The organism is Parasphingopyxis marina (assembly GCF_014237875.1).
In the GTDB taxonomy this organism is placed as follows: domain Bacteria; phylum Pseudomonadota; class Alphaproteobacteria; order Sphingomonadales; family Sphingomonadaceae; genus Parasphingopyxis; species Parasphingopyxis marina.
Genome location: NZ_JACJVJ010000001.1, coordinates 1,576,429 through 1,596,167 on the forward strand (window position 1 = coordinate 1,576,429; position 19,739 = coordinate 1,596,167).

The window sequence follows — 19,739 nt, forward strand, 5'->3', positions numbered from 1 at the left end:
GTGGAGTTCAGCCAAGCGCGCGGCGCAGGATCGAGCCGTAAATCTCGGTGAGGCTACGCACGTCCTCGACCGCGACCGCCTCGTCGAGCTTGTGCATGGTCGCGTTGAGAAGCCCGAATTCGACGATCGGGCAGAGCGTGTGCAGGAACCGCGCGTCGGACGTGCCGCCGCCCGTGGAAAGCTCCGGCGTCAAACCAGTCACCTCGCCGATCGCCGCGCCGACAAGATCGGAAAGCGGGCCCGGCTCGGTGAGGAAGGCCTCGCCCGACACGATCGCCTCGAAGCGCGCGCCCGGCGCTTCTTCCTCGACGATGGCGCGAACCCGCTCGACGAGCTCGTTGCCGGTGTGATGGACGTTGAAGCGGATATTGAGCCTGAGATGCGCCTCGCCCGGGATAACGTTGGTCGCCTGGTTCCCGACATCGACGGTGATGACTTCGAGGTTCGAAGGCTGGAACCATTCGTCGCCATCGTCGAGATCGAGCTCGTGCAGGCGGGTACCGATCTTGAACAGCCGCCGCAGCGGATTGTCGCCCTCGTGCGGATAGGCGACATGCGCCTGCCGCCCGATCACGTCGATCCACATATTCACCGAACCGCGCCGGCCGATCTTGATCGTGTCGCCGAGCCGGTTCTGCGACGTCGGTTCGCCGACCAGGATCATGTCGGGCACGATGCTGCGCTCGGCCATCCAGTCCATCAGCGCCCGCGTGCCGTGAATGGCGAGCCCTTCCTCGTCGCCGGTGATGATGAAGCTGAGCGTGCCGCCGAGATCGGGCGCCCGCGATACGGCGGCGATGAAGGCCGCGATCGAACCCTTCATGTCGACCGCGCCGCGGCCGTAGAGAAGGCCCCCCTTTGTCTCCGCCTTGAAGGGATCGGTGGCCCAGCCCTTGCCGGGCGGCACGACGTCGGTATGGCCGGCAAAGGCGAAATGCGGCCCGGCGCTTCCCCGCGTTGCGAAGAGATTGGGCACCGGCCCGTGCGGCGCTTCGCCCGACACCAGCCGCGTCACATCGAAGCCGAGGCCGGTCAGCGCCCGCTCCAGCACGGCCTGCGCGCCGCCTTCTTCGGGCGTGATGCTGGGGCAGGCGATCAGCTCTTCGAGCAGCGCGATCGGATCGATTGCATCGGTCATGGGCGGGGGTGTAACCGGGGCATCGTCCCTTGCCTAGCGGAGAAGAACCGGAGAAGCCCGATGCCCAAGCTCGATCTCGACGCCATCGAACAAAGCAATGCCACCGGCTATCCGCCCGAATATGCGGGGGCTGTGAAGGAACGCTGGTATCGGCGGCTTGCGCCCGTGGGCGGGCTGAAGGATTTCGGTGTCAGCCATGTCGAGCTGAAGCCCGGCGCCTGGTCCTCGCAGCGGCACTGGCACGAGGGCGAGGACGAGTTCGTGGTGATGCTCTCGGGCGAGGCGATGCTGGTCGACGATAGTGGCCGTACGCCGATGCGCGCCGGCGATTGCGCCGCCTTTCCCAAGAATGACGGCAACGGCCATGTGCTGATCAACGAAAGCGCGGAAAGCTGCACCTTTATCGCCGTCGGGCGTAGCGCCGACACCGATTGCCATTATCCCGATATCGACATGCATCTCGACGCCGCCAAAGGCCGGCAGGTGCGCAAGGACGGCAGCGATTTTTGATCGGGCGCCGAACGACTAGGGCCTAGCCCACTTCCTCGAACTGTTCGATCGTCCAGGGTTCGTCCTGTGCGGCCTCGATCCATTCGCGCACCCAGCTATGGTTGAGCACCGCTTCGACATAGCCGATCGCGAAGGGCGGCAATTTGACCGAATAGGTGACGAGCCGCGTGCAGACCGGCGCATACATGATGTCGACCGCGCAGAAATCGCCGAACAGGAACGGGTTTTCGCCGCCATAGCGGGCGCGGGCCTGGGCGCAGATTTCGAGGATGCGGGTGAGGTCCGCCGCGACGTCCGGCTTGACCGGTTTCGGCGGATAGACCTTGCGGACGTTCATCGGCATCTCGCGGCGCAGGGCCGGGAAGCTCGAATGCATTTCGGCGGCCATCGACCGCGCCATGCCGCGCGCGCCTTCGTCCTTGGGCCAGAAACGATCGCGCCCGACCTTGTCGGCCAGCCAGTCGATGATCGCGAGGCTGTCCCAGACCACGGTATCGCCATCCCACAGCACCGGCACCTTGCCCGACGAAGCGGCGAATTCATTGCCTTCGCGGCGCTTTTCCCAGTCTTCGCCGTAAAGCGGGACGACGACTTCCTCGAACAGCAAGCCCGATTGCTTGCAGGCGAGCCAGCCACGCATCGACCAGGACGAATAGGCCTTGTTGCCGATGATCAGTTTCATGGACTTCCGCTCCTGCTAGCCGATGGCTTGGATAACGGCTTTGCGCAATTCGTCCACACCCAATCCGGTCTGGCTCGAGGTGGCGAGGATTTCGGGATGGGCGGCGGCATGGCCCTTGGCCTGCAGCGCCATCGCCTCGGTCGTCGCGGCAAGCTGGGTTTCCTTCAGCTTGTCGGACTTGGTCAGGACGACTTCGTAGCTGACCGCGGCTTCGTCGAGCATCTTCATCAGCTCGATATCGATGTCGCGAAAGCCGCGCCGGGCGTCGACCAGCAGCAATACCCGCTTCAGGTTCGGGCGGCCGCGCAGGAAATCGTTGATCAGGTGCCGCCAGCGCTTCGCCACCTCGGGCGGCGCCTTGGCAAAGCCGTAGCCGGGCATGTCGACGATCCGGAATTCGGGTGGATCGCCGACCGTGAAGAAGTTCAGTTCCTGCGTCCGCCCCGGCGTGTTCGACGCGCGCGCCAGCCCCTTGCGGTTGGTGAGCGCGTTGATCAGCGTCGACTTTCCGACGTTCGAACGGCCCGCAAAGGCGACCTCGGGGAGGTCCGCCTCGGGGATATGCTCGAGCGTCGGCGCCGATTTCAGAAAGTCGATCGGTCCGGAGAAATATTTCCGGGCCGCTTCTTCGACTGCCGCCTGATCGGTCACTCGTCGGTCGCCTTGGCTTGCTCTTTCAGGCGCGGATCGCGGCTGTAGAGCCATTTCTGCTGGGCGATGGTGAGGATGTTGGACGTCACCCAGTAGAGCTGCAGGCCCGCAGCGAAGGGCGCCATGATCACCATGAACACCCAGGGCATGATGCCGAAGATCTTCTGCTGGGTCGGGTCCATCTGCGCCGGGTTCAGCTTGAACTGCAGATACATGGTGATGCCCAGCAGAATCGGCAGCAGGCCGATGGCAAGATAGGGCGGCGGTACGAAATCCAGCAGGCCGAACAGGTTGACCGGGGTCAGCGGATCGGGTGCCGACAGGTCCTTGAGCCATAGCGCGAAGGGCTCGTGCCGCATTTCGACCGACAGCATCAGCACCTTGTAGAGCGCGTAGAAGATCGGAATCTGCAGGAAGATCGGCAGGCAGCCCGCGAGCGGGTTCACCTTTTCGCGCTGGTAGAGGGCCAGCACTTCCTGCTGCATCTTCTGCTTGTCGTCCTTGTAGCGTTCCTGGACCTCTTTCATCTTCGGCTGCACGGCACGCATGCTGGCCATCGACTGGAACTGTTTCTGCGCGATCGGGAACATCAGGCCCCGGACGATGAAGGTCAGGCAGATGATCGCGACGCCGAAATTGCCGATCGTCGTGAACAGCCAGTGGAGCAGGTAGAAGATCGGCAGTTCGAACCAGTAGAACCAGCCCCAGTCCACCGAGAGGTCGATCTGGTTCAGGCCGTTTTCGCTTTCATAGCGTTCGAGCAGGATGATTTCCTTGGCGCCCGCGAAGAAGCTGGTGCTGCGCGTTACCGCGCGGCCCGCGTTGATCACGGTTTCGGGCGTCGAATAGACGGCCTGGAAGCGTTCATTGCCGAGCGGCATGAAGGCGGCTTCGACGTTCGTGCCCGCCGCGGGGAAGATGGCGGTCAGCCAATATTTGTCGTTGAAGCCCAGCCAGCCGTCGGTGATGCTGAACCGCTCGCCCGTCGAACCGGCGGCCGTCACATCGTCATAATCGATATGGTTGAGGTCTTCGGTCCAGAAACCCGTCGGGCCGGAATGGATGAGCCAGGTATCGGGTTCGCGCTGGGCATGGGTTTCGGGCAGCGAGCGCGAAAGCTGGGCGTAGGAGCGGGCGGTGATCGGATTGTCGCCGAGATTGGAAATGCGCTGATCGACGGAGAAGAGGAAATCCTCGTCGATGGCGAGGACGATCTCGAACAATTGCCCGGTTTCGTTGCGCCAGCTGAGCGTGACCGGCGTATCGGGCGTCAGGCTTTCGCCATCGGCCTGCCAGACGGTGCTGCCGTTCGGCGTTTCGATATCGGCGGCGGCCCAGCCGAAATGCGCGAAATAGGCGGCATCCGCGCCTTCCGGATTGAGCAGACGGATCGGCGGGGAATCCGCATCGATGGTTTCGCGATAATCGAGCAGCACAAGATCGTCGATCCGCGCGCCGCGCAGGTTGATCGATCCTTCGACGCGCGGGGTTTCGATGGGCAGGCGGGTCGCCTGAGATTCGGCGAGCACCTCGGAAAGCTCGCGCATTTCCGCGGGCGTATCGGGGCCGGGCGCATCGGTATTGGGCAGCGCGACCTGTTCCCCCTCGACGATCTCGGTCGTCGGTTCGGTGGCCGTTGGCGCGATCCTTTCGGACAGGAAGCTCCATCCGATCAGCACCAGCGCCGAAAGCACGATCGCCAGGATCATGTTGCGCGAACTATCCACCGCAATTCCCCATTCTACTCATTCTCGATTAGCGGAACGGGATCATGACCCGATCCGCCCCATGGATGGCAACGCAGGATGCGCCGAAGCGCCAGCCAGCTGCCCTTGAAGGCTCCATAGCGCGACCATGCGGTGATCGCATAGGCCGAACATGAAGGCGTGTAACGGCAGGTGGGGGGCAGGATCGCCGACGGCCCCCATTGCCACAGGCGCGCCAGGCCGATGAACAGCTTCGCGATCACGGGTTTATCCTGCCGAGCGCCTCGGCCAGTTCGCCGCGCATTTTTGCGAAATCGCGTTCGATGCCGCCCTGCCGGCCGATCATCACATAATCGGCGCCGGGCTTGCCACGTTCGGGCAGGAGGTCTCGGCCAAGCGCGCGAAACCGGCGTTTCATCCGGTTGCGGACGACCGCGCCGCCGATCTTCTTGGTTACGGTGATGCCGAGGCGGATGGTGTCGTCCTCGTCCTTGCGATCGCGGACGAGCAGCACGAAACCGGGCATCGCGGCGCGTTTTCCGCTATTCGCCGCGAGGAAATCGCGCCGTTTGCGGAGTGTCGCCAAACCCGGTGCGGAAGCTGTCGTCAGGCGGAAAGCTTCTTGCGGCCCTTGGCGCGGCGCGCGCGCAGCACGTTGCGGCCGCCCACGGTGGCCGTCCGGGCCCGGAAACCATGTCGCCGTGCACGCACGAGATTGCTCGGCTGGAAGGTGCGCTTCATCGCTCATTTCCTCAAAATCTGAAACTAAAAGGGCCGCGCCTTTCGGGCGGCCTCCAATCTGGTCGCGTAGCTAGTCAAAGCGGGCTGGAAAGTCAATCGCCCCTCCGTTCCTCATGCCGCCTTTCGCGGTCGCGTTTTGCGCGGCGCCGCGCGCTTCGCCGGCGCAGCGCCCAATCGACCCATTGGCCCTTTTGCGGGTGCTTGGCCTTGAGCCGCGCATAGACCCGCCGGACGATCGCGGAATTCTTCAGCATCAGCGCGAATCCGGCGGCGAAGACGAAGATCCCGCCCGGCCCCGGCAACAGCCCCACGATAGGCGAGATAATGCACAGAAAGCCGCCGAAAACGGTCAATGCCAGCCGCACGCCGCCGCGCTTGTCGGGGGGCGGGGAAGGGGACGGCCGAACCATGGCGCCCATGTGGCGTGCGGCAAGTCTTGCTACAAGGCTGAAAGCGCTGCTGTGGAGACCTTTTTTACCGGGCGTTTGCGCCGGAAACGCCCCCCGCCTATATTTGTCTGCATGGCTTTTAGTCGGGGCATAATTCTTGCCGCAGTTTCGGTAGCGTTGATCTGGAGCACCGCGTCCCGCGCGGCGGACGATCCTCTCCGGCTGCCGGCGGCAGGCCCGTGGGAAATCAACTATGCGGAGGACAATTGCAACCTCGGGCGCAGATTCGGGGAGGGCGACCAGGAAATCTCGATGGTCATGTCGCGCTTCTCACCGAGCGATCGCTTTCGCTTGATCCTGACGGGCCCGGGATTGCTCCGGCTGCATACAAGAGGGGAAGCCACGATTCAATTCGGTCCCGTCGAGGAGGAGCAGGAGATCGAATTCCTGACGGGTCAGTCGCGGGGATCGAAAACCATGTTCGTCGTTGGGCAGCCGCGTATCGCGCCGTGGAGCGAGGAGGAGCAGGCATTGCTGGAGCGGTCGCCTGGGGGTGACCCGCAATTTGTCGATATCCAGCCGATCGGCTTCGAACGCTTGGGTGCGGTCGAGTACCTCCTCTTTGACGCGCCCGGCCTTCCGGCAATCCAGTTGGAGACCGGATCGTTGCGGGAACCGTTCGAAGCCTTCGATCGATGCATGGACGAACTGCTGACGCATTGGGGGATCGACGTAGAGCGCCACCGGAGCCTGACACGGCCTGCGACACCGGTCGGGTCGGTAGGCCGTTGGATAGTAACGTCGGACTATCCGAGAGCCATGATCCGGGGGCGCAATCAGGGAATTGTCTATTTTCGGCTGAACGTGGGCCTGAGCGGCGAAGTCACCGCTTGTCATATTCAGCAGTCGACCCGGCCTGAAGGCTTCGAGGACGCGGTATGCCGAGCGCTGCAACGCCGCGCCAGGTTCGATCCCGCCCTGGACGCGGACGGCAATCCGGTTGCCTCCTACTACGTCAATTCCGTGAGTTTCCAAATGCCGTGACCGCGCGGTATCGCCGGTGGCCGACCCTTTCCGGAGCCGCCCAGCCGGTTTTCGAATGCGGCTGGAACGCTTTCCAGCCGCGCGGTTCTTTCGGTAATTGAATATTTCTGTTCTTTCTCTAACCTTGGTTGGGAAATGCGGGGTGTTCAGGTCTTGGGGACGGATACGGAAGAGCGTTACGGTCTTACTTGGCGGGTCACGCCAGACCTTTTGGGGATTCTGAGTACAAGCGGCCTGTTCGAATCGACCAATCCCGCATGGTTCGCGACGCTCGGATATGAAGCGGAAGAAATCGAGAGCCGGCCCTTTTTCGATTTTGTCCATGAGGACGATATTCCGCGAACCGAAGAGGCGTTCGAAGATATCCAGCATGGCAAGCCGGTGCTGCGATTTCGGAACCGGTACCGCCACAAGGACGGCAGCTTCCGGTGGCTGTCGTGGAATTGCGTGCCCGAAGGCGGCAAATTCTATTGCAGTGCGCGCGACGTTACTTCGAGCGTGGAGAACCGGCTCGCTCTCACCAGCAAGGAAGAAGAGGCGCGGCTGCGCGAGCAGTTCATCGCGGTGCTGGGCCATGATCTGCGCAACCCGCTCGCCGCCTTGCAATCCGGGCTCCATCTGATGGGCAAAGAGGCGTTGAGCGATCGCGGCAAGACCGTCATCGCGGCGGGCCAGCGATCCATCGACCGGATGTCGGGCTTGATCGACGCCCTTATGGATTTTGCGCGAACGCGCCTGGGTAGCGGCCTATCGCTCGATATATCCGACGGAGAGGATCTTCGTGAGGCCATAGAGGCCACCGTCGACGAAATCCGCATCGTCCACCCGGAAGCCCGGATCGATTCGCGATACAGCCTCCAAGCCGATGTCCGCTGCGATGTGGGGCGGATCAGCCAGCTCTGTTCGAATCTGATTTCGAATGCGGTCACGCACGGGGACGGGCGGACTCCGGTCGAGCTGGTTGCGGAGAGCTGCGAATCCGGCCTGCAAATTATCGTGAGCAATCGCGGGGAGACGATGCCGGAACGCGTCATCGCCCATCTTTTCGAACCGTTCGTTCGCGAGCAGATGCGCCCCTCGCAGGAAGGGCTCGGCCTGGGCCTGTTCATCTGTTCGGAAATTGCCAAGGCGCATGGCGGCACGCTTTCGGTCGAATCCACCGACGGATTGACCGTTTTCACCTTCGGGATGGGGAACGACGTGGCGCTGGGCTAGTCGCCGCTTTCGCTATTGATGCACATAGACCGCGCGGTCGTGCGAAAAGGCCTTGAAGCCGAAATAGCCGTGATAGCTGCCCATGCCGCTCTGGTTGACGCCGCCGAAGGGCAGGTGGTTTTCCAGATAGTGGGAGAAGACGCCGTTGACGGTCACGCCGCCCGATGAGGTGCGCTTGAGCACCTTCTCGATCGTCGCCGGGTTCGCGCTGAAGATATAGAGCGCCAGCGGTTTGTCGCGGCTGGCGATATAGTCGATCACCTCGTCGATCGTCTCATAGGTCATGATCGGCAGCACCGGCGCGAAAATCTCTTCCTGCAGGATCGTCATGTCCGGGGTGACGCCGGTGACGAGGGTGGGATGGATGGTGAGATCGGCTTCTTCCAGATCGCCGCCGACGGCAATCTCCGCGCCCTTGCCCACGGCATCGTCGACCAGCCCCTTCACCCGCGCGAAATTCCCTTCATTGACGATCTGCGCGATGCTGCTCTTGTCGATCGCGCCGTCCTTGTAGAGATTGTCCTTCACCGCGGCCTGGAACGCTTCGATCAGCGGCGCCTTTTGCGATTCCTGCACGAAGACATAATCGGGGCAGATACAGGCCTGCCCGCCGTTGAACTGTTTGGCGTTGGCGAGCGCGGCGGCGATCGCGCCGATATCCGCGCCCTCGTCGACGATAACGGGCGATTTCCCGCCCAGCTCCAGGGTCACGCTCGCCAGATGCTTGGCCGCCGCCGCCATCACGATCTTGCCGACGCGCGTGCTGCCGGTGAAGAAGATATGGTTGAACGGCAGTTCGAGCAGCGCCTGGGCGACGCTCACATCGCCCTCGAACAGCGCGACCTCATTCTCGTCGAACGCCTCGCGGATGATCGTTCCGGCGACCCGCGCGGTGGCGGGGCACAGGTCGGTGAGCTTGACGATGCAGCAATTGCCGGCGGCGACGGCGGCGGCGAGCGGGCCGAGCGCGAGGCCCAGCGGGAAGTTCCACGGGCCGAGGATCAGGCACACGCCGCGCGCCTCGGGCACGATCATCGCCTTGTCGGCGGGGTTGAGCGAGGGCGTCACCTCGGTGGGCTTCATCCACTCGTCCAGATTGTCGATGTTCCGCTGGATATTCGCCGTCACATTGGCGATCTCGGTGATCCGGATTTCCTGTTCGGGCTTGCGGGTATCCTCCAGCACGGCCGCGACGATATCGTCGGCATGGGCTTCCACCGCGGCTTTCAGCTTCCCAAGCTTGGCCTTGCGCTCCTCGGCCGAGCTCGCCTTGACGTCCCACTGGTTCGCCTGCTGGGCGGCGAAGACCTGTTCGATATTTTGGGTAGCGTCGTCGGAGGTTTGGAGAGCGGTAGCCATGAATTTTCCTGTCTGAGATGAGTAGCAACCTACACAATAGCGCGTCGGCGATATTGCGCCAACAGCCATATTTGCGGTGCCTCCGGAGGCAGCAACCTAGTAGCTGGCGAAAATGCCGCCCGAGCCGTCGCGATTAAAGGCGATGACCCGATAGGGATCGGTGCGATCTCCCATCTCCATGCCCGGTGATCCCGCGGGCATGCCGGGCACCGCAAGCCCTGCGACGTCCGGTTGTTCGTCGAGCAGTCTACGGACGTCCCCCGCCGGTACATGGCCCTCAATCGCATAGCCGGCGACAAGACCCGTGTGGCAGGAGCGTAGCGCGGGCGGCACTCCGCTTTCCGTGGCGATCGGCCCGGTGTCGGCGACTTCGATCGTGCGAACGGCAAAGCCGGCCGCGCGCATGTGATCGACCCATGCGTTGCAGCAGCCGCAGGTCGGGGTCTTGTAGACGACGAGTTCCGGCGCTTGCGCCTGATCGGCTTCGAGGAGCGCTGCGGCTTGCGTCTCGTCGGATTCGCCCGTGCAGGCGATGAAAACGAGAGGAACAGACGCGACGAACGTGCGACGAGACAGATTGGGCATTCGAACCTCCATGCCCATAGTGTTAGCGCCTCGCTGTGCGCAATGGCAACGACAACGGGCAGTTCCGTGTGGTCAGCGGCGCGCGGCGGGCGCCTTGCTGTTCACGCCCATGGCACAGTCTGGGTTAATCCTCGCCGATCCCCCTCGACTCCGCCTCCGTTTCCATGCATGAGAACAAACCGGGAATATCGACGGGGGAATCGGCATGGTCGCGCATGTTGCGACAACCGCCTATCTGGGGCTCGAAGCACGGCCGGTAGAGGTGCAGGTGCAGATCGCGCCCGGCGTTCCCGCCTTCAATCTCGTCGGCCTGCCGGACAAGGCGGTCGCTGAAAGCCGGGAGCGGGTGCGGGCGGCGATCTCCGCCATCGGCCTCGCGCTGCCGCCCAAGCGGATCACCATCAACCTGTCGCCGGCGGACCTCCCCAAGGAAGGCTCGCATTACGATCTGCCGATCGCGCTGGGCCTGCTCGGGGCGATGGGCGTCGTCGATGCCGAAACGCTTGCGGGCTATGTCGTGGTCGGCGAATTGGGGCTGGACGGGCGGGTGGCGGCCTCTCCGGGCGTGCTGCTGGCCGCGCTCAACGCGTCTTCGCGCGATCTCGGCTTGGTCTGCCCGGCGGCGCAGGGGCCGGAAGCCGCCTGGGCCGGGGATGTCGAGGTGATCGGCGCGCCGGATCTTCTGGCGCTGCTCAACCATTTCAAGGGCACGAGCCAGTTGCCGCCGCCCGAGCCCGGCGCGGTCGAGGATCGCGTCGCCGGGCCCGACCTGAAACAGGTGAAGGGGCAGGAAACCGCCAAGCGCGCGCTGGAGATCGCGGCGGCGGGCGGGCACAACCTTCTCATGCTCGGCCCGCCGGGCGCGGGGAAATCGCTGCTGGCCGCGTGCCTGCCGGGAATCCTCCCCGATCTGGCCCCGGCCGAGGCGCTGGAAGTGTCGATGGTCGCTTCGGTCGCCGGGACGCTGGAGGGCGGGCAGTTGCGCCGCAACCGGCCCTATCGCGCGCCGCATCATTCGGCTTCGATGGCGGCGCTGGTCGGTGGCGGGCTGAAGGTGCGGCCGGGCGAGGTCAGCCTTGCCCATCTCGGCGTGCTGTTCCTCGACGAACTGCCCGAATTCCAGCGGCCGGTGCTCGATTCGCTGCGCCAGCCGCTCGAAACCGGCACCGTGTCGGTTGCCCGCGCCAATGCCCATGTCACCTTCCCGGCGCGCGTCCAGCTGGTCGCGGCGATGAACCCGTGCCGCTGCGGGCATCTCGGCGATGCCGCGCTTGCCTGTTCGCGCGCGCCGAAATGCGCCGCCGACTATCAGGCGAAGATATCGGGGCCGCTGCTCGACCGGATCGACCTGCATGTGGATGTGGACGCGGTTTCGGCGTCCGACCTGACCCTGCCGCCGCCCGCGGAGGGTTCAGGCGAGGTTGCAGCGCGCGTCACGGCGGCGCGGGCGGTGCAGACGGCGCGCTATGAAGGCGAGGCCGCGCGCACCAATTGCGAGGCCGATGGCGAGCTGCTGGATGCGGTGGCGACGCCGGACGAGCCGGGCCGCGCGCTGCTCGCCCAGGCGGCCGAGGCGATGCGGCTCACCGCGCGGGGATATACCCGGGTGCTGCGCGTCGCCCGCACGATCGCCGATCTTGCGGGCAGCGACGGGGTCGGCCGCGTCCATATCGCCGAGGCGCTCAGCTACCGTCGCCAGCCGCCGCGCAATTGACTCGTTCCGCCGGGGCCGTCATCCTTCACGCGGGCGCACATTCGTTCCAGGGATTGGCGGAGGCCGATCCGCTGCAAGAGGGGAATCTCAATGGAATATATGTTGATGCCGCTACGTCGCTATGCGGATTTCGAAGGGCGTTCGCGCCGAACCGAATATTGGATGTTCGTGCTGTTCTACGTCATCCTGTTCGTCGCGGCGTTTGTCGTCGGCATGATCCTCGACGCGATATTGGGTTCGATGTCGGGCGGCGGCATGGGAATTATAACCATGATCCTCGTCATCGGTCTGGCTCTGGCGCTTTTCGTGCCGTCGCTGGCGGTGCAGGTGCGCCGTTTTCACGATCAGGACAAATCCGGCTGGTTCGTCCTGCTGGGCTTCATTCCCTATGTCGGCGGCATAATCGTGCTCGTTTTCATGTGCCTCGATGGCACGCCGGGCCCGAACCGGTTCGGCCCCGATCCAAAAGAACGCGGCAACGCCGACGTCTTTAGCTGAGGCGCAAACCAAGGCCGGTATTTTAGGCGTTTCAATCGCGCGACGATGTTGCGCGATTGAAACGCTTCGGCTAACGGCCATGCCGTCCGGCGGGCCTCTGTGGCGGAATTGGTAGACGCGCTCGACTCAAAATCGAGTTCCTTCGGGAGTGCCGGTTCGACTCCGGCCAGAGGTACCAACGGCCCGTCAGAAAGCCGCAGTTTTCTGCCGTTTCCATACGTGCGCAGGTGGGGTGTGCCAACAATTTGGCACAGTTTCACACCAGAATTTGGCACATATGCTATGGTACCTTTCGTGCTATTCTGATTGGAATTGAAATTCGATTTGTCTGAGTTGTCGTCGCATAGGGGGAGATATGGGCTGGCTGATCGCCGTTCTAATCATCTTGACGGTGATCTATTTCAGCATCATTTCACCGGGATTTAGAAAAGGCCTTTTCGGATTGATCGGTCTCGTCGTTGTGGCTGGATTGATCTACTATTCATATGAACGCAGGGAAGAGCGGGCCGCTCTCTCGCGAGTTTCACAAGATGATTTAGAATTCACGCGTTTGGGTTGGACCTTTAGCTATAGCGACGATGTACTGTTCTCGGGGGTGGTTCGGAACCGATCTCGATACGAGGTTACAAACCTTGTTTTCAGGCTCGAACTCTTTGACTGCCCGACAAGTGCGCCGGAAGATGATTGGCCTAGAGGTTGCGCATCGATTGGTCTCGATGATCGAGCTTCGACGTACGCCTCAATACCGCCGGAGGGTTCGCGACAATTCGAGGTTCGAGGCATGATGTTCCATACGCCAGAGGTACAGGGATCGCCTTATCTCCAGTGGGGTATAGAAGAGGTTCGAGCAAACGAGGTAGATTGAAGTGAGGCCTTCAATCGTCCGGCGTGATGATGGATTGGCGATGTGTCAAAGTGTGCCAATCGGAATGCTATGCACAAAATTGTTGGCACAGATGATGGCACATTGTTGAAATTGTGGCCGCCGGGCGCAGAATTCTGCCATTCTTTTGCACCCAGAGGTACCAACGGCCCGTTTTTCCTGTCCTACAGACCGGCGCGCATGATAGGGTCATGCCCGCACGCGCGCCTCGTTTCGCGGCCCGCGGCAGGACGGGAAGCAAAGGTCACACGCACATTCTGAAAATCCGGGAAAACAGGGCTTTCCTGACCCCCGCCTGTGTCGATCCGTGTCAACCGGGGCCGGGTCCTAGAAGCCGAGATCGCTGAACGTCTGCTGGTCGAAACGCAGGCGGAAGGTGACGTAAGGGCCGCTGCGCGTATAGCGGGCTTCCTCGAAATCGCGGTCCTCGAAGCCGGCGAAATTATAGCCGACCGTGATCCAGCTATTCTCGACCGGGCTGATGCCGATATTGGGGCCGGCCGACCAGGTCCAGGCGCGGCCGCCATTGCCTTCGCGGATGCTGCCCGAAGCGCCGATATCGACATGTTCCGACAGGTCGAAACGGACATCGGCGCCGAACAGGTTGCTCCAGCCTTTGACGTCGGCGGTGCCGATCCGGTCCGACACGTAGCGCGTGCCCCAGAAGAAGGAGAATTCGCTGCGCGAGAGGAAATCGGTGCCGCCGAACATGTCTTCCAGCGGGGTGGTCGGCGACCAGTTCAGCGAGAAGCTGTTGACGATGCGGCGTGAGCGCAGGTCGCCGGTCGCGATCAGCGCGGCGCTGCCGATCGGGCCGGGCTGGCCGGCGATCGCATTGTCGACGCTGTCGCTGCGCAGCTCCAGCTTGTTGAGGAAGGACCAGTCGCTCCAGACGGGGCGGTGGGCGAGCGAGACTTCGAGTGCGGTGATCTCGCTCGACGGGCCGCCTTCCTGCTCGGCGCGGAGCCAGGAGAAGCTGCCGCCGACCGCGCTGCCTTCGCCGATCTGGCGCAGGAGCGAGGTGGTCAGGCCGTAGCGATCCTCGCGCTCGCCGTCGCGATATTCGGCGCGCCCGGCCCAGCTCCACCGGTCGCCGCGATAGGTGGCGCCGAAGGTGGTGGCGAGGAAATCCTCGGTCAGTACCGGGTTGGTGCCGTTGCCGACGAACCCGCCCGACGCGACCGGATGATCCTGGTTCAGCACGGTAGCGGGATCGATGCCGCCGTTCAGCGTCTCGTTGCCGTCGAGCGTGAAATCGATCGACCAATGCTCGTCGAGCACGACCGACTGCGCGAAACCGAAGGCGGCAAAGGTGCGCGGGCCATATTCGGAAATTTCCTGCTGGTTGCCGGCCAGCGAGATGCGCGCGCCGGACCAGGGCGCGAGATCGAAGCCGATGCGCGCCGTCTGGGCGTCGAAATCGCCGCCATCGGCGATCTCATAGCCGCCGACCAGGGTCAGCCAGTCGGTCGCGGCAAAGCGCGCGGTGATCTGGTGACGGGCCGGGAAGTCGACGCTGTCGGCATCGTCGAGCGCGAATTCGGTCTGCGCATCGAGCGTCAGCCGGTTGTCGATGAAACGCTGGGTCGCGCCGAGCTGGATCAGGGTGGATTCGGCCGTAGACCCGTCGCTGAGCGAGTCGTTGGCGTAGATCAGGCCGATCCGTCCGTCGGTCTGCTCGCCATTATATTCGAGCATCGCGCGGCCGGCGATGCGGCGGGCGTCGCGCGTCAGGAAATCCTCGTGCCAGCCGCTCGCCGCCAGGGTGATCCGGTCGGTCAGCTGCGCCCGTCCGTCGAAACCGAATTTGCGGGTGCCGTTCTGCGAACCGCTGATCTGGCCGGTGCCGAAACCGTCCTGCTGCTCGCGCGCATAGGCAAGGATATCGAAGCTGGAGCTGTGATGCTCGGCCTCGACCAGCCAGGCCGTCGCCGTACCGGGATCCTCGGTGCCCGAAGCCGCCGCGGCGCCGGGCTCGGCATTGCTGGCGGCGAACTCGGCGCGCACTTCGGTCGAATCGTCGGGTCGCCAGCGGATGTCGACCGCGCCCATCGTGGTTTCCACCTGGTTGTCGTCGTCGCGGATCGCGGTTGCACCGATCCGCAGCCGCTGGTCGGCGGTGGACCAGGTGACGCGCGCGCCGGCATTGATCCGGCGTTCGGCGATGCCGTCGACCTCATATTCGACGACGATGAATTGCGGGTTGAGGTTCGAATCGCGGCTCAGGATCGGTTCGCGGAAGCGGATCGTGCCGTTGAAATAGTCGACATCGTAGTCGATGTGGCGGACCAGCGTTTCGCTCGACAATATGAGGTTGGAGCGCAGCCGGTCCCGCACCTCGATCGTCACGCGCTCGCTGTTCGCCAGCAACTGGGTGCTGCCGATCGCATAGGGGCCGGTCAGGCCGTTGCCCTGGATCTCGACGCGGCGGAAGCGGTAAGGCGTATCGGCGACGAAAGCGGTGGCGGACACGCGCTCGTTGCGGAACTCGGTCCGTACGCCGTTGAAGCTGCGATTGTAGCGCGCGAGTTCGGTTTCGTTGAAATTGGTCTCAAAGTCTCCGAACATCGCATAGAATTGCGGCCGCTCCAGCCGCAGATAGAGCCGGCGGACGCTGGCGGCGTCATAGCCTCGCGCCGAACGATCGGCATAGACCGTGTAATATTGGTTCGGGTCGATAATGCCCTGGAACCGGCTTTCGTCGCGCTCGGCATCGCTGTCATAGGCGAGGGTCATCAGCCAGCGGCCGGTAACGCGGCCGCGCGCATAGAGCGCGATGCGGGCATCGGTGTAGACCTCCTCGCCATCGGCGGCGAGTTCCTCGAGATTGCGGTCGAGATGGTTGAAGCCGACGGTGCCGGCGGCAAAGCCGACGATCGTCCAGGGGCGGTCACCGGGTTCGAGCCACAGGTCGATCGTCTGTTCGCGCGCTACCTCTCCGTCGCGGAAGGCGAAGGAGGCGGCGAGGCTGCCAGACACGGTCGTCGGTTCCAGCTCGATATAGGCGATGCCCTCGTCGCCCTCGACATGCCATACCGGGCGGGCGCGCTCGAGCCCGGCGAGCTGGCGCGCCTGCTGGGCATCGGCCTCGACTGCCGGGAAATAAGGGGAGGGGACGGCGAAATCGCCGGTCAGCCCATGATGGACGGGCCTGCCGTCGCGATCCGTCAGCCGCACCGCGATGACCGGGCGGCTCACGCCGTCGGCAACGAGCAGCGAGCGTTCGCGGACGAGTTCGGCGCGCATCGGGGCGTCGCCGAAATGGATCGTGCGGTTCAGCGTTTCGGCGATCGAACCGTCGGCGTTGACGACTTCGGCGACCAGCGTGTTTTCACGCGGTTCGATACCGATGCCGCGCCACAGGCTCACCGAAACCGTGTTTGCAGGGTTGGTCCGCATCCCGTCGAACGCGATCGGCGCGGCCGCTTCGCCGTTGACCGACAGGCGGACGGTCTGGCCCGGGCGGTGCTTGATCGCAACGCGCATGACGCGGGTGCGCGGATTATAGTCCTCGGCCGGGAACAGCCAGTCGATGCCGGGCTGCTGGCCAGTCAGCCAGTCACGCTCGGCGCCGGCGGCTTCTGCGTCGCTGAGCGGTTCGGGACGCGTGATGGTGGGCGCGGCGCCTTCGGGGGCCTCGCGCGGAGCGACGGCACGAACCGTGAAGTCGGTGCGATAGAGACCGCCGCCCTGACCTTCGACGAAGCGCGAAAAGGCGCGGCCGGCAGAGCGGGTGTTGCGCGCGCAATCCACGGCGGCCCGGTCGAGCGGCAGGGTGGACTCGTCCATCTGCACGACATGGAGGCCGGGCATGACGGCTTCGAAGTGATAGCGTCCGTCTTCGTCGGTAACGGTGTAGCTGCCGTCTTCCATCATGATGCGGACGCCGCCGACGCCTGGCGCGGTGCGCGGGTCTACGCCGCAGCCGCCATCGACCACGCGGCCGATGATCGTCATCCGGTCGGCAATCGTTTCGCGCTCGATGCGTACGGCGGCATCGGCGAGGTTGCTCACGGCGCCGCGATCGTCGCTGACGGTTGCGCTGTTCACGGCGTTGCCGGCGCGTGCCTGGGGCAGCACCTCGGTGATATAGGTAAGCGCCGCCGCCTCGCCCGCCGCCAGTGCGGGAATGGCGACCGAGAATTCGCGGCCGTCCGGGGCGATATCGGCGGGGGTCGGCAGCGGCTGGCCGTTCAGGCGGAAAGTGTCGGGGCGCAGGCGGAGCTGCGGCGGCAACCGGTCGGTCACGGTCAGCGGGCGCGTGGGGCGCGAAGGATCGACGCTCGACACCGTGATCGCAAAGAGTACGGGATCGCCGGGCACGGCGCGCTGGCGGGAGGCCTGCTTCTCGATCAGCAGTTCGGCGGAAGGCCGGTCGACCGGGATGTCGATGGTGACCGGCGTGACGCCGCCGAGCAGGAACACCTCGCCGAACGATCCGACGACGATGTTGAAGGGTTCCCCGTTGGAATCGACAAGGCCCGCCAGGTCCTGCGGGCTTGTCTGCGAAAATCCCAGATAGGGCTCCGGCACCTGTATCGTCATTCGGTACTGGCCGGGCGGCACTGCGGGGAAGAAAAATTCGCCTGCTGCCGGGCGGTATGTATAGCCGCTACTGTCCGTGACGGCCTCTCCGGTGACCACGGTTGCGGGATATAGGGACAGGCCGTCGTCGCCGAACACCTGGGCGGGCTGGCCGGTCTGGGCATCGATCAGCGTCACCTCGACGCCGTTGACCGGCGCGCCAGTTTCGCTGTCGAAGACGACCGAGCCAAAGCTTTCGAGAATGTCCACGGCGAGCTCGCGATAGACCTGCGATCCATCGGAACTGTGGGGCGTAATGTGCAGCATCGCTCCGGGGACGACCGAGAGGACGCAATTTTCCGCGATGGGTGCGGGGGGCTGGGCCACGGTCCGGATGAAGCCGGCGAACAGGCCGGTATCGGCGCCGGTTTCGTGAAGAACCAGATGCTCGGTGTCTCCGGTATCGGTTTCGATGACCAGTTCGAACGTGTCTGCGGAACCCGGATCACTGTTGCTCGGTGCGTGTTCGACGAGGAACACCAGCGGTTCGCCGGGGCGGATCGCCGAAGCGCCCGAAATCGCCGCGGGCTCCAGAACCAGATTGGCATAAGCGCCGCCGAGCGGCTGCGATACATAGGGCGGGGTCGCGATGCAGCTTGTGCCAGGCAATTGCACCATTATCGCACTACCGGAACCGGTAATATCACCGAATTGGTACAAATTGATGTCCGGCGGGGCAATCGTTTCCTCGACAGCGAGATCGACCTGGTTGGACGCCAGCCGACGACGCGCCGCTCCCTCGTCCCATTCAGCAAAAGCCGTATTGCTGATGGTCCGTGCCGTTTGCGCATGGGCTGTCGAACCGACCGGCGCACACAGCGCAGCGGCCAGTGCAAAAAGCATTGCACAGGCTAGGAGGAAAGGATTGCGCATCTTTTCAAGGCCGCCGGCTGCCGGACATTCGCCCGGCAGCCGACTTATGGCACCTAGTCGATGGTCGCGCGGAAGGTGATGATTTCCGTGGTTCCCGCACTCACCGTTCCGATCGTGGCCGATACTGTGCCCGCACCGAACGAACCGCCGGCAACGCCTGTGCTGTTGTCGCAGCCGGTCAGGACATCGTCGGCCGGATTGCCCGGCGTGCCGTTGTCGTCGATCGTTGCGGTGCCGCCGATCACGATCGAACTGCCCACGAAGGTGGTGTTCGCCGGGAGCGGATCCGAAATCGCAACATTGGTGGCATCCGCGCCGCCCGCGGCGTTGGTTACCGCGATGCAATATTCGACTGTGGCGCCCGGGATCGCATAATAATCCGTGGCTCCGACAATCGGATAGTTGGCGCTTACGACCGTGCTGGACTTCAGCGCGGTCAGGCTGGCGGCGGCGACCGTATAGTCGTCGTCGTCCGACGCGATGCCGTCATAGACGCCGTCGGAATCCGCGAAGACGGTATCTTCGGCAGCGGTATCGCCACCGGTCGTGGCGGTGATCGCGGCACCCTCGGCGCCGGTTGTGCCGTTATTGCCTTCGCGTGCCGTACCGGTCAGCGTGACGCCGGCGACATCGCCGTTCGTCGCGCCGGCACCGATATCGCCGACGATGAAGACCCGGCGGGTTTCGTCGGCCGCCATCTCGTCGAGGAAGGTGACGAGCGTGTCGAAGGCCACATCGAAATCGCCGCTGGCATCGGTATCGACATAGATCTGCACGTTGCTCACGTTGATCGTGTCGGTGCCGCCATGCGTCGCCGCGCCGCCCGCAAGCTGCGAAGCGCTGAGGCGGATGTCGATGATGTCGTTCGAGACGTTCGTGACGAGGAACGTCGTATAGGCGTCCTGCTCGTTCGGTACCACCGAAGTCGTCGCATTGCCGTCTTCGGCAACCGTCAGGTTGATCTTCCGGTCAACGACGAAAGTGTCCGATGCCGTCACGTCGGTCTGCGATACCCCCCCGACCTGATATGCGACGGTCACATTGTTCGTGATGCTCGACCCCGCAGTGGTGCCGTCCGCCAAAGCAGGGCTCGCGGCCAAGACCGCAAACGTTGCACCGCTGACAGAAGCAAGCAATTTTGTCATAGGTTTCATTGCTTTAGTCCTA

Annotated in this window: 18 protein-coding genes and 1 tRNA gene; 7 read left to right on the top strand and 12 right to left on the bottom strand. The window is 64.0% G+C overall.

The window, feature by feature from the left end:
* Positions 1 to 7: 7 nt before the first annotated feature.
* Positions 8 to 1,138 carry a succinyl-diaminopimelate desuccinylase gene (gene dapE / locus H6P80_RS07910; RefSeq protein WP_185800745.1) on the bottom strand — a complete coding sequence of 377 codons (1,131 nt, stop codon included), beginning with the start codon at positions 1,136 to 1,138 and terminating at the stop codon, positions 8 to 10.
* Positions 1,139 to 1,198: 60 nt separating this feature from the next.
* Here dapE and H6P80_RS07915 point away from each other — a divergent pair, with 60 nt between their 5' ends.
* Positions 1,199 to 1,648, top strand: a complete 450-nt coding sequence (locus H6P80_RS07915; protein WP_185800746.1) for a cupin domain-containing protein — start codon at positions 1,199 to 1,201, stop codon at positions 1,646 to 1,648.
* 22 nt (positions 1,649 to 1,670) lie between these two features.
* Here the strand turns inward: H6P80_RS07915 and H6P80_RS07920 are convergent, their stop codons facing one another.
* The 7 genes from H6P80_RS07920 to H6P80_RS07950 all read right to left on the bottom strand — a co-directional run bounded on the left by H6P80_RS07920 (position 1,671) and on the right by H6P80_RS07950 (position 5,793).
* Positions 1,671 to 2,330, bottom strand: coding sequence for a glutathione S-transferase family protein (locus H6P80_RS07920; protein WP_185800747.1), 660 nt, complete (start codon positions 2,328 to 2,330; stop codon positions 1,671 to 1,673).
* Positions 2,331 to 2,345: 15 nt separating this feature from the next.
* Positions 2,346 to 3,035 carry a ribosome biogenesis GTP-binding protein YihA/YsxC gene (gene yihA, locus H6P80_RS07925; RefSeq protein ID WP_185800748.1) on the bottom strand — a complete coding sequence of 230 codons (690 nt, stop codon included), beginning with the start codon at positions 3,033 to 3,035 and terminating at the stop codon, positions 2,346 to 2,348.
* Positions 2,978 to 4,708: a membrane protein insertase YidC gene (gene yidC, locus H6P80_RS07930; protein WP_185800749.1), complete on the bottom strand. Its 1,731-nt coding sequence runs from the start codon at positions 4,706 to 4,708 to the stop codon at positions 2,978 to 2,980. The genes yihA and yidC overlap by 58 nt, the downstream gene beginning before the upstream one ends.
* A gap of 14 nt (positions 4,709 to 4,722) precedes the next feature.
* Positions 4,723 to 4,950, bottom strand: a complete 228-nt coding sequence (yidD, locus tag H6P80_RS07935) for a membrane protein insertion efficiency factor YidD (protein ID WP_185800750.1) — start codon at positions 4,948 to 4,950, stop codon at positions 4,723 to 4,725.
* Positions 4,947 to 5,273 (bottom strand): ribonuclease P protein component, encoded by a 327-nt coding sequence (rnpA, locus tag H6P80_RS07940; protein ID WP_185800751.1) that lies wholly within the window; start codon positions 5,271 to 5,273, stop codon positions 4,947 to 4,949. Before rnpA ends, yidD begins: the two co-directional genes overlap by 4 nt.
* Before the next feature lie 20 nt (positions 5,274 to 5,293).
* Positions 5,294 to 5,428 carry a 50S ribosomal protein L34 gene (gene rpmH / locus H6P80_RS07945; protein WP_185800752.1) on the bottom strand — a complete coding sequence of 45 codons (135 nt, stop codon included), beginning with the start codon at positions 5,426 to 5,428 and terminating at the stop codon, positions 5,294 to 5,296.
* A gap of 92 nt (positions 5,429 to 5,520) precedes the next feature.
* A complete protein-coding gene (locus H6P80_RS07950) occupies positions 5,521 to 5,793 on the bottom strand; it encodes a hypothetical protein (RefSeq protein WP_328804960.1) in 273 nt (90 codons plus the stop codon).
* A gap of 201 nt (positions 5,794 to 5,994) precedes the next feature.
* On the opposite strand from H6P80_RS07950, the gene H6P80_RS07955 reads away from it, so the two are divergent.
* Complete coding sequence (locus H6P80_RS07955) at positions 5,995 to 6,861, top strand: energy transducer TonB (protein WP_185800754.1); 867 nt, start codon at positions 5,995 to 5,997, stop codon at positions 6,859 to 6,861.
* Between the two features lie 153 nt (positions 6,862 to 7,014).
* Positions 7,015 to 8,076 carry a PAS domain-containing sensor histidine kinase gene (locus H6P80_RS07960; protein ID WP_221892900.1) on the top strand — a complete coding sequence of 354 codons (1,062 nt, stop codon included), beginning with the start codon at positions 7,015 to 7,017 and terminating at the stop codon, positions 8,074 to 8,076.
* 12 nt (positions 8,077 to 8,088) lie between these two features.
* Here H6P80_RS07960 and H6P80_RS07965 read toward each other — a convergent pair whose 3' ends face one another.
* On the bottom strand, positions 8,089 to 9,435 hold the full coding sequence (locus tag H6P80_RS07965) for an aldehyde dehydrogenase family protein (RefSeq protein ID WP_185800756.1): 1,347 nt from the start codon (positions 9,433 to 9,435) through the stop codon (positions 8,089 to 8,091).
* A 96-nt stretch (positions 9,436 to 9,531) separates the two neighbouring features.
* The gene (locus H6P80_RS07970; protein WP_185800757.1) at positions 9,532 to 10,020 is read right to left on the bottom strand and encodes a DUF411 domain-containing protein; all 489 of its coding nucleotides are present in this window, start codon (positions 10,018 to 10,020) and stop codon (positions 9,532 to 9,534) included.
* A 205-nt stretch (positions 10,021 to 10,225) separates the two neighbouring features.
* Here H6P80_RS07970 and H6P80_RS07975 point away from each other — a divergent pair, with 205 nt between their 5' ends.
* From H6P80_RS07975 to H6P80_RS07990, 4 genes are all read left to right on the top strand, one after another.
* On the top strand, positions 10,226 to 11,734 hold the full coding sequence (locus H6P80_RS07975) for a YifB family Mg chelatase-like AAA ATPase (RefSeq protein WP_185800758.1): 1,509 nt from the start codon (positions 10,226 to 10,228) through the stop codon (positions 11,732 to 11,734).
* Between the two features lie 90 nt (positions 11,735 to 11,824).
* On the top strand, positions 11,825 to 12,232 hold the full coding sequence (locus H6P80_RS07980) for a DUF805 domain-containing protein (RefSeq protein ID WP_185800759.1): 408 nt from the start codon (positions 11,825 to 11,827) through the stop codon (positions 12,230 to 12,232).
* 93 nt (positions 12,233 to 12,325) lie between these two features.
* Positions 12,326 to 12,410, top strand: a tRNA-Leu gene (locus H6P80_RS07985).
* Between the two features lie 177 nt (positions 12,411 to 12,587).
* On the top strand, positions 12,588 to 13,097 hold the full coding sequence (locus H6P80_RS07990; protein WP_185800760.1) for a hypothetical protein: 510 nt from the start codon (positions 12,588 to 12,590) through the stop codon (positions 13,095 to 13,097).
* Positions 13,098 to 13,442: 345 nt separating this feature from the next.
* Here H6P80_RS07990 and H6P80_RS07995 read toward each other — a convergent pair whose 3' ends face one another.
* Positions 13,443 to 18,542: a DUF11 domain-containing protein gene (locus H6P80_RS07995; RefSeq protein WP_185800761.1), complete on the bottom strand. Its 5,100-nt coding sequence runs from the start codon at positions 18,540 to 18,542 to the stop codon at positions 13,443 to 13,445.
* 83 nt (positions 18,543 to 18,625) lie between these two features.
* Positions 18,626 to 19,612: a hypothetical protein gene (locus H6P80_RS08000; protein ID WP_328804961.1), complete on the bottom strand. Its 987-nt coding sequence runs from the start codon at positions 19,610 to 19,612 to the stop codon at positions 18,626 to 18,628.
* Positions 19,613 to 19,739: the final 127 nt, after the last annotated feature.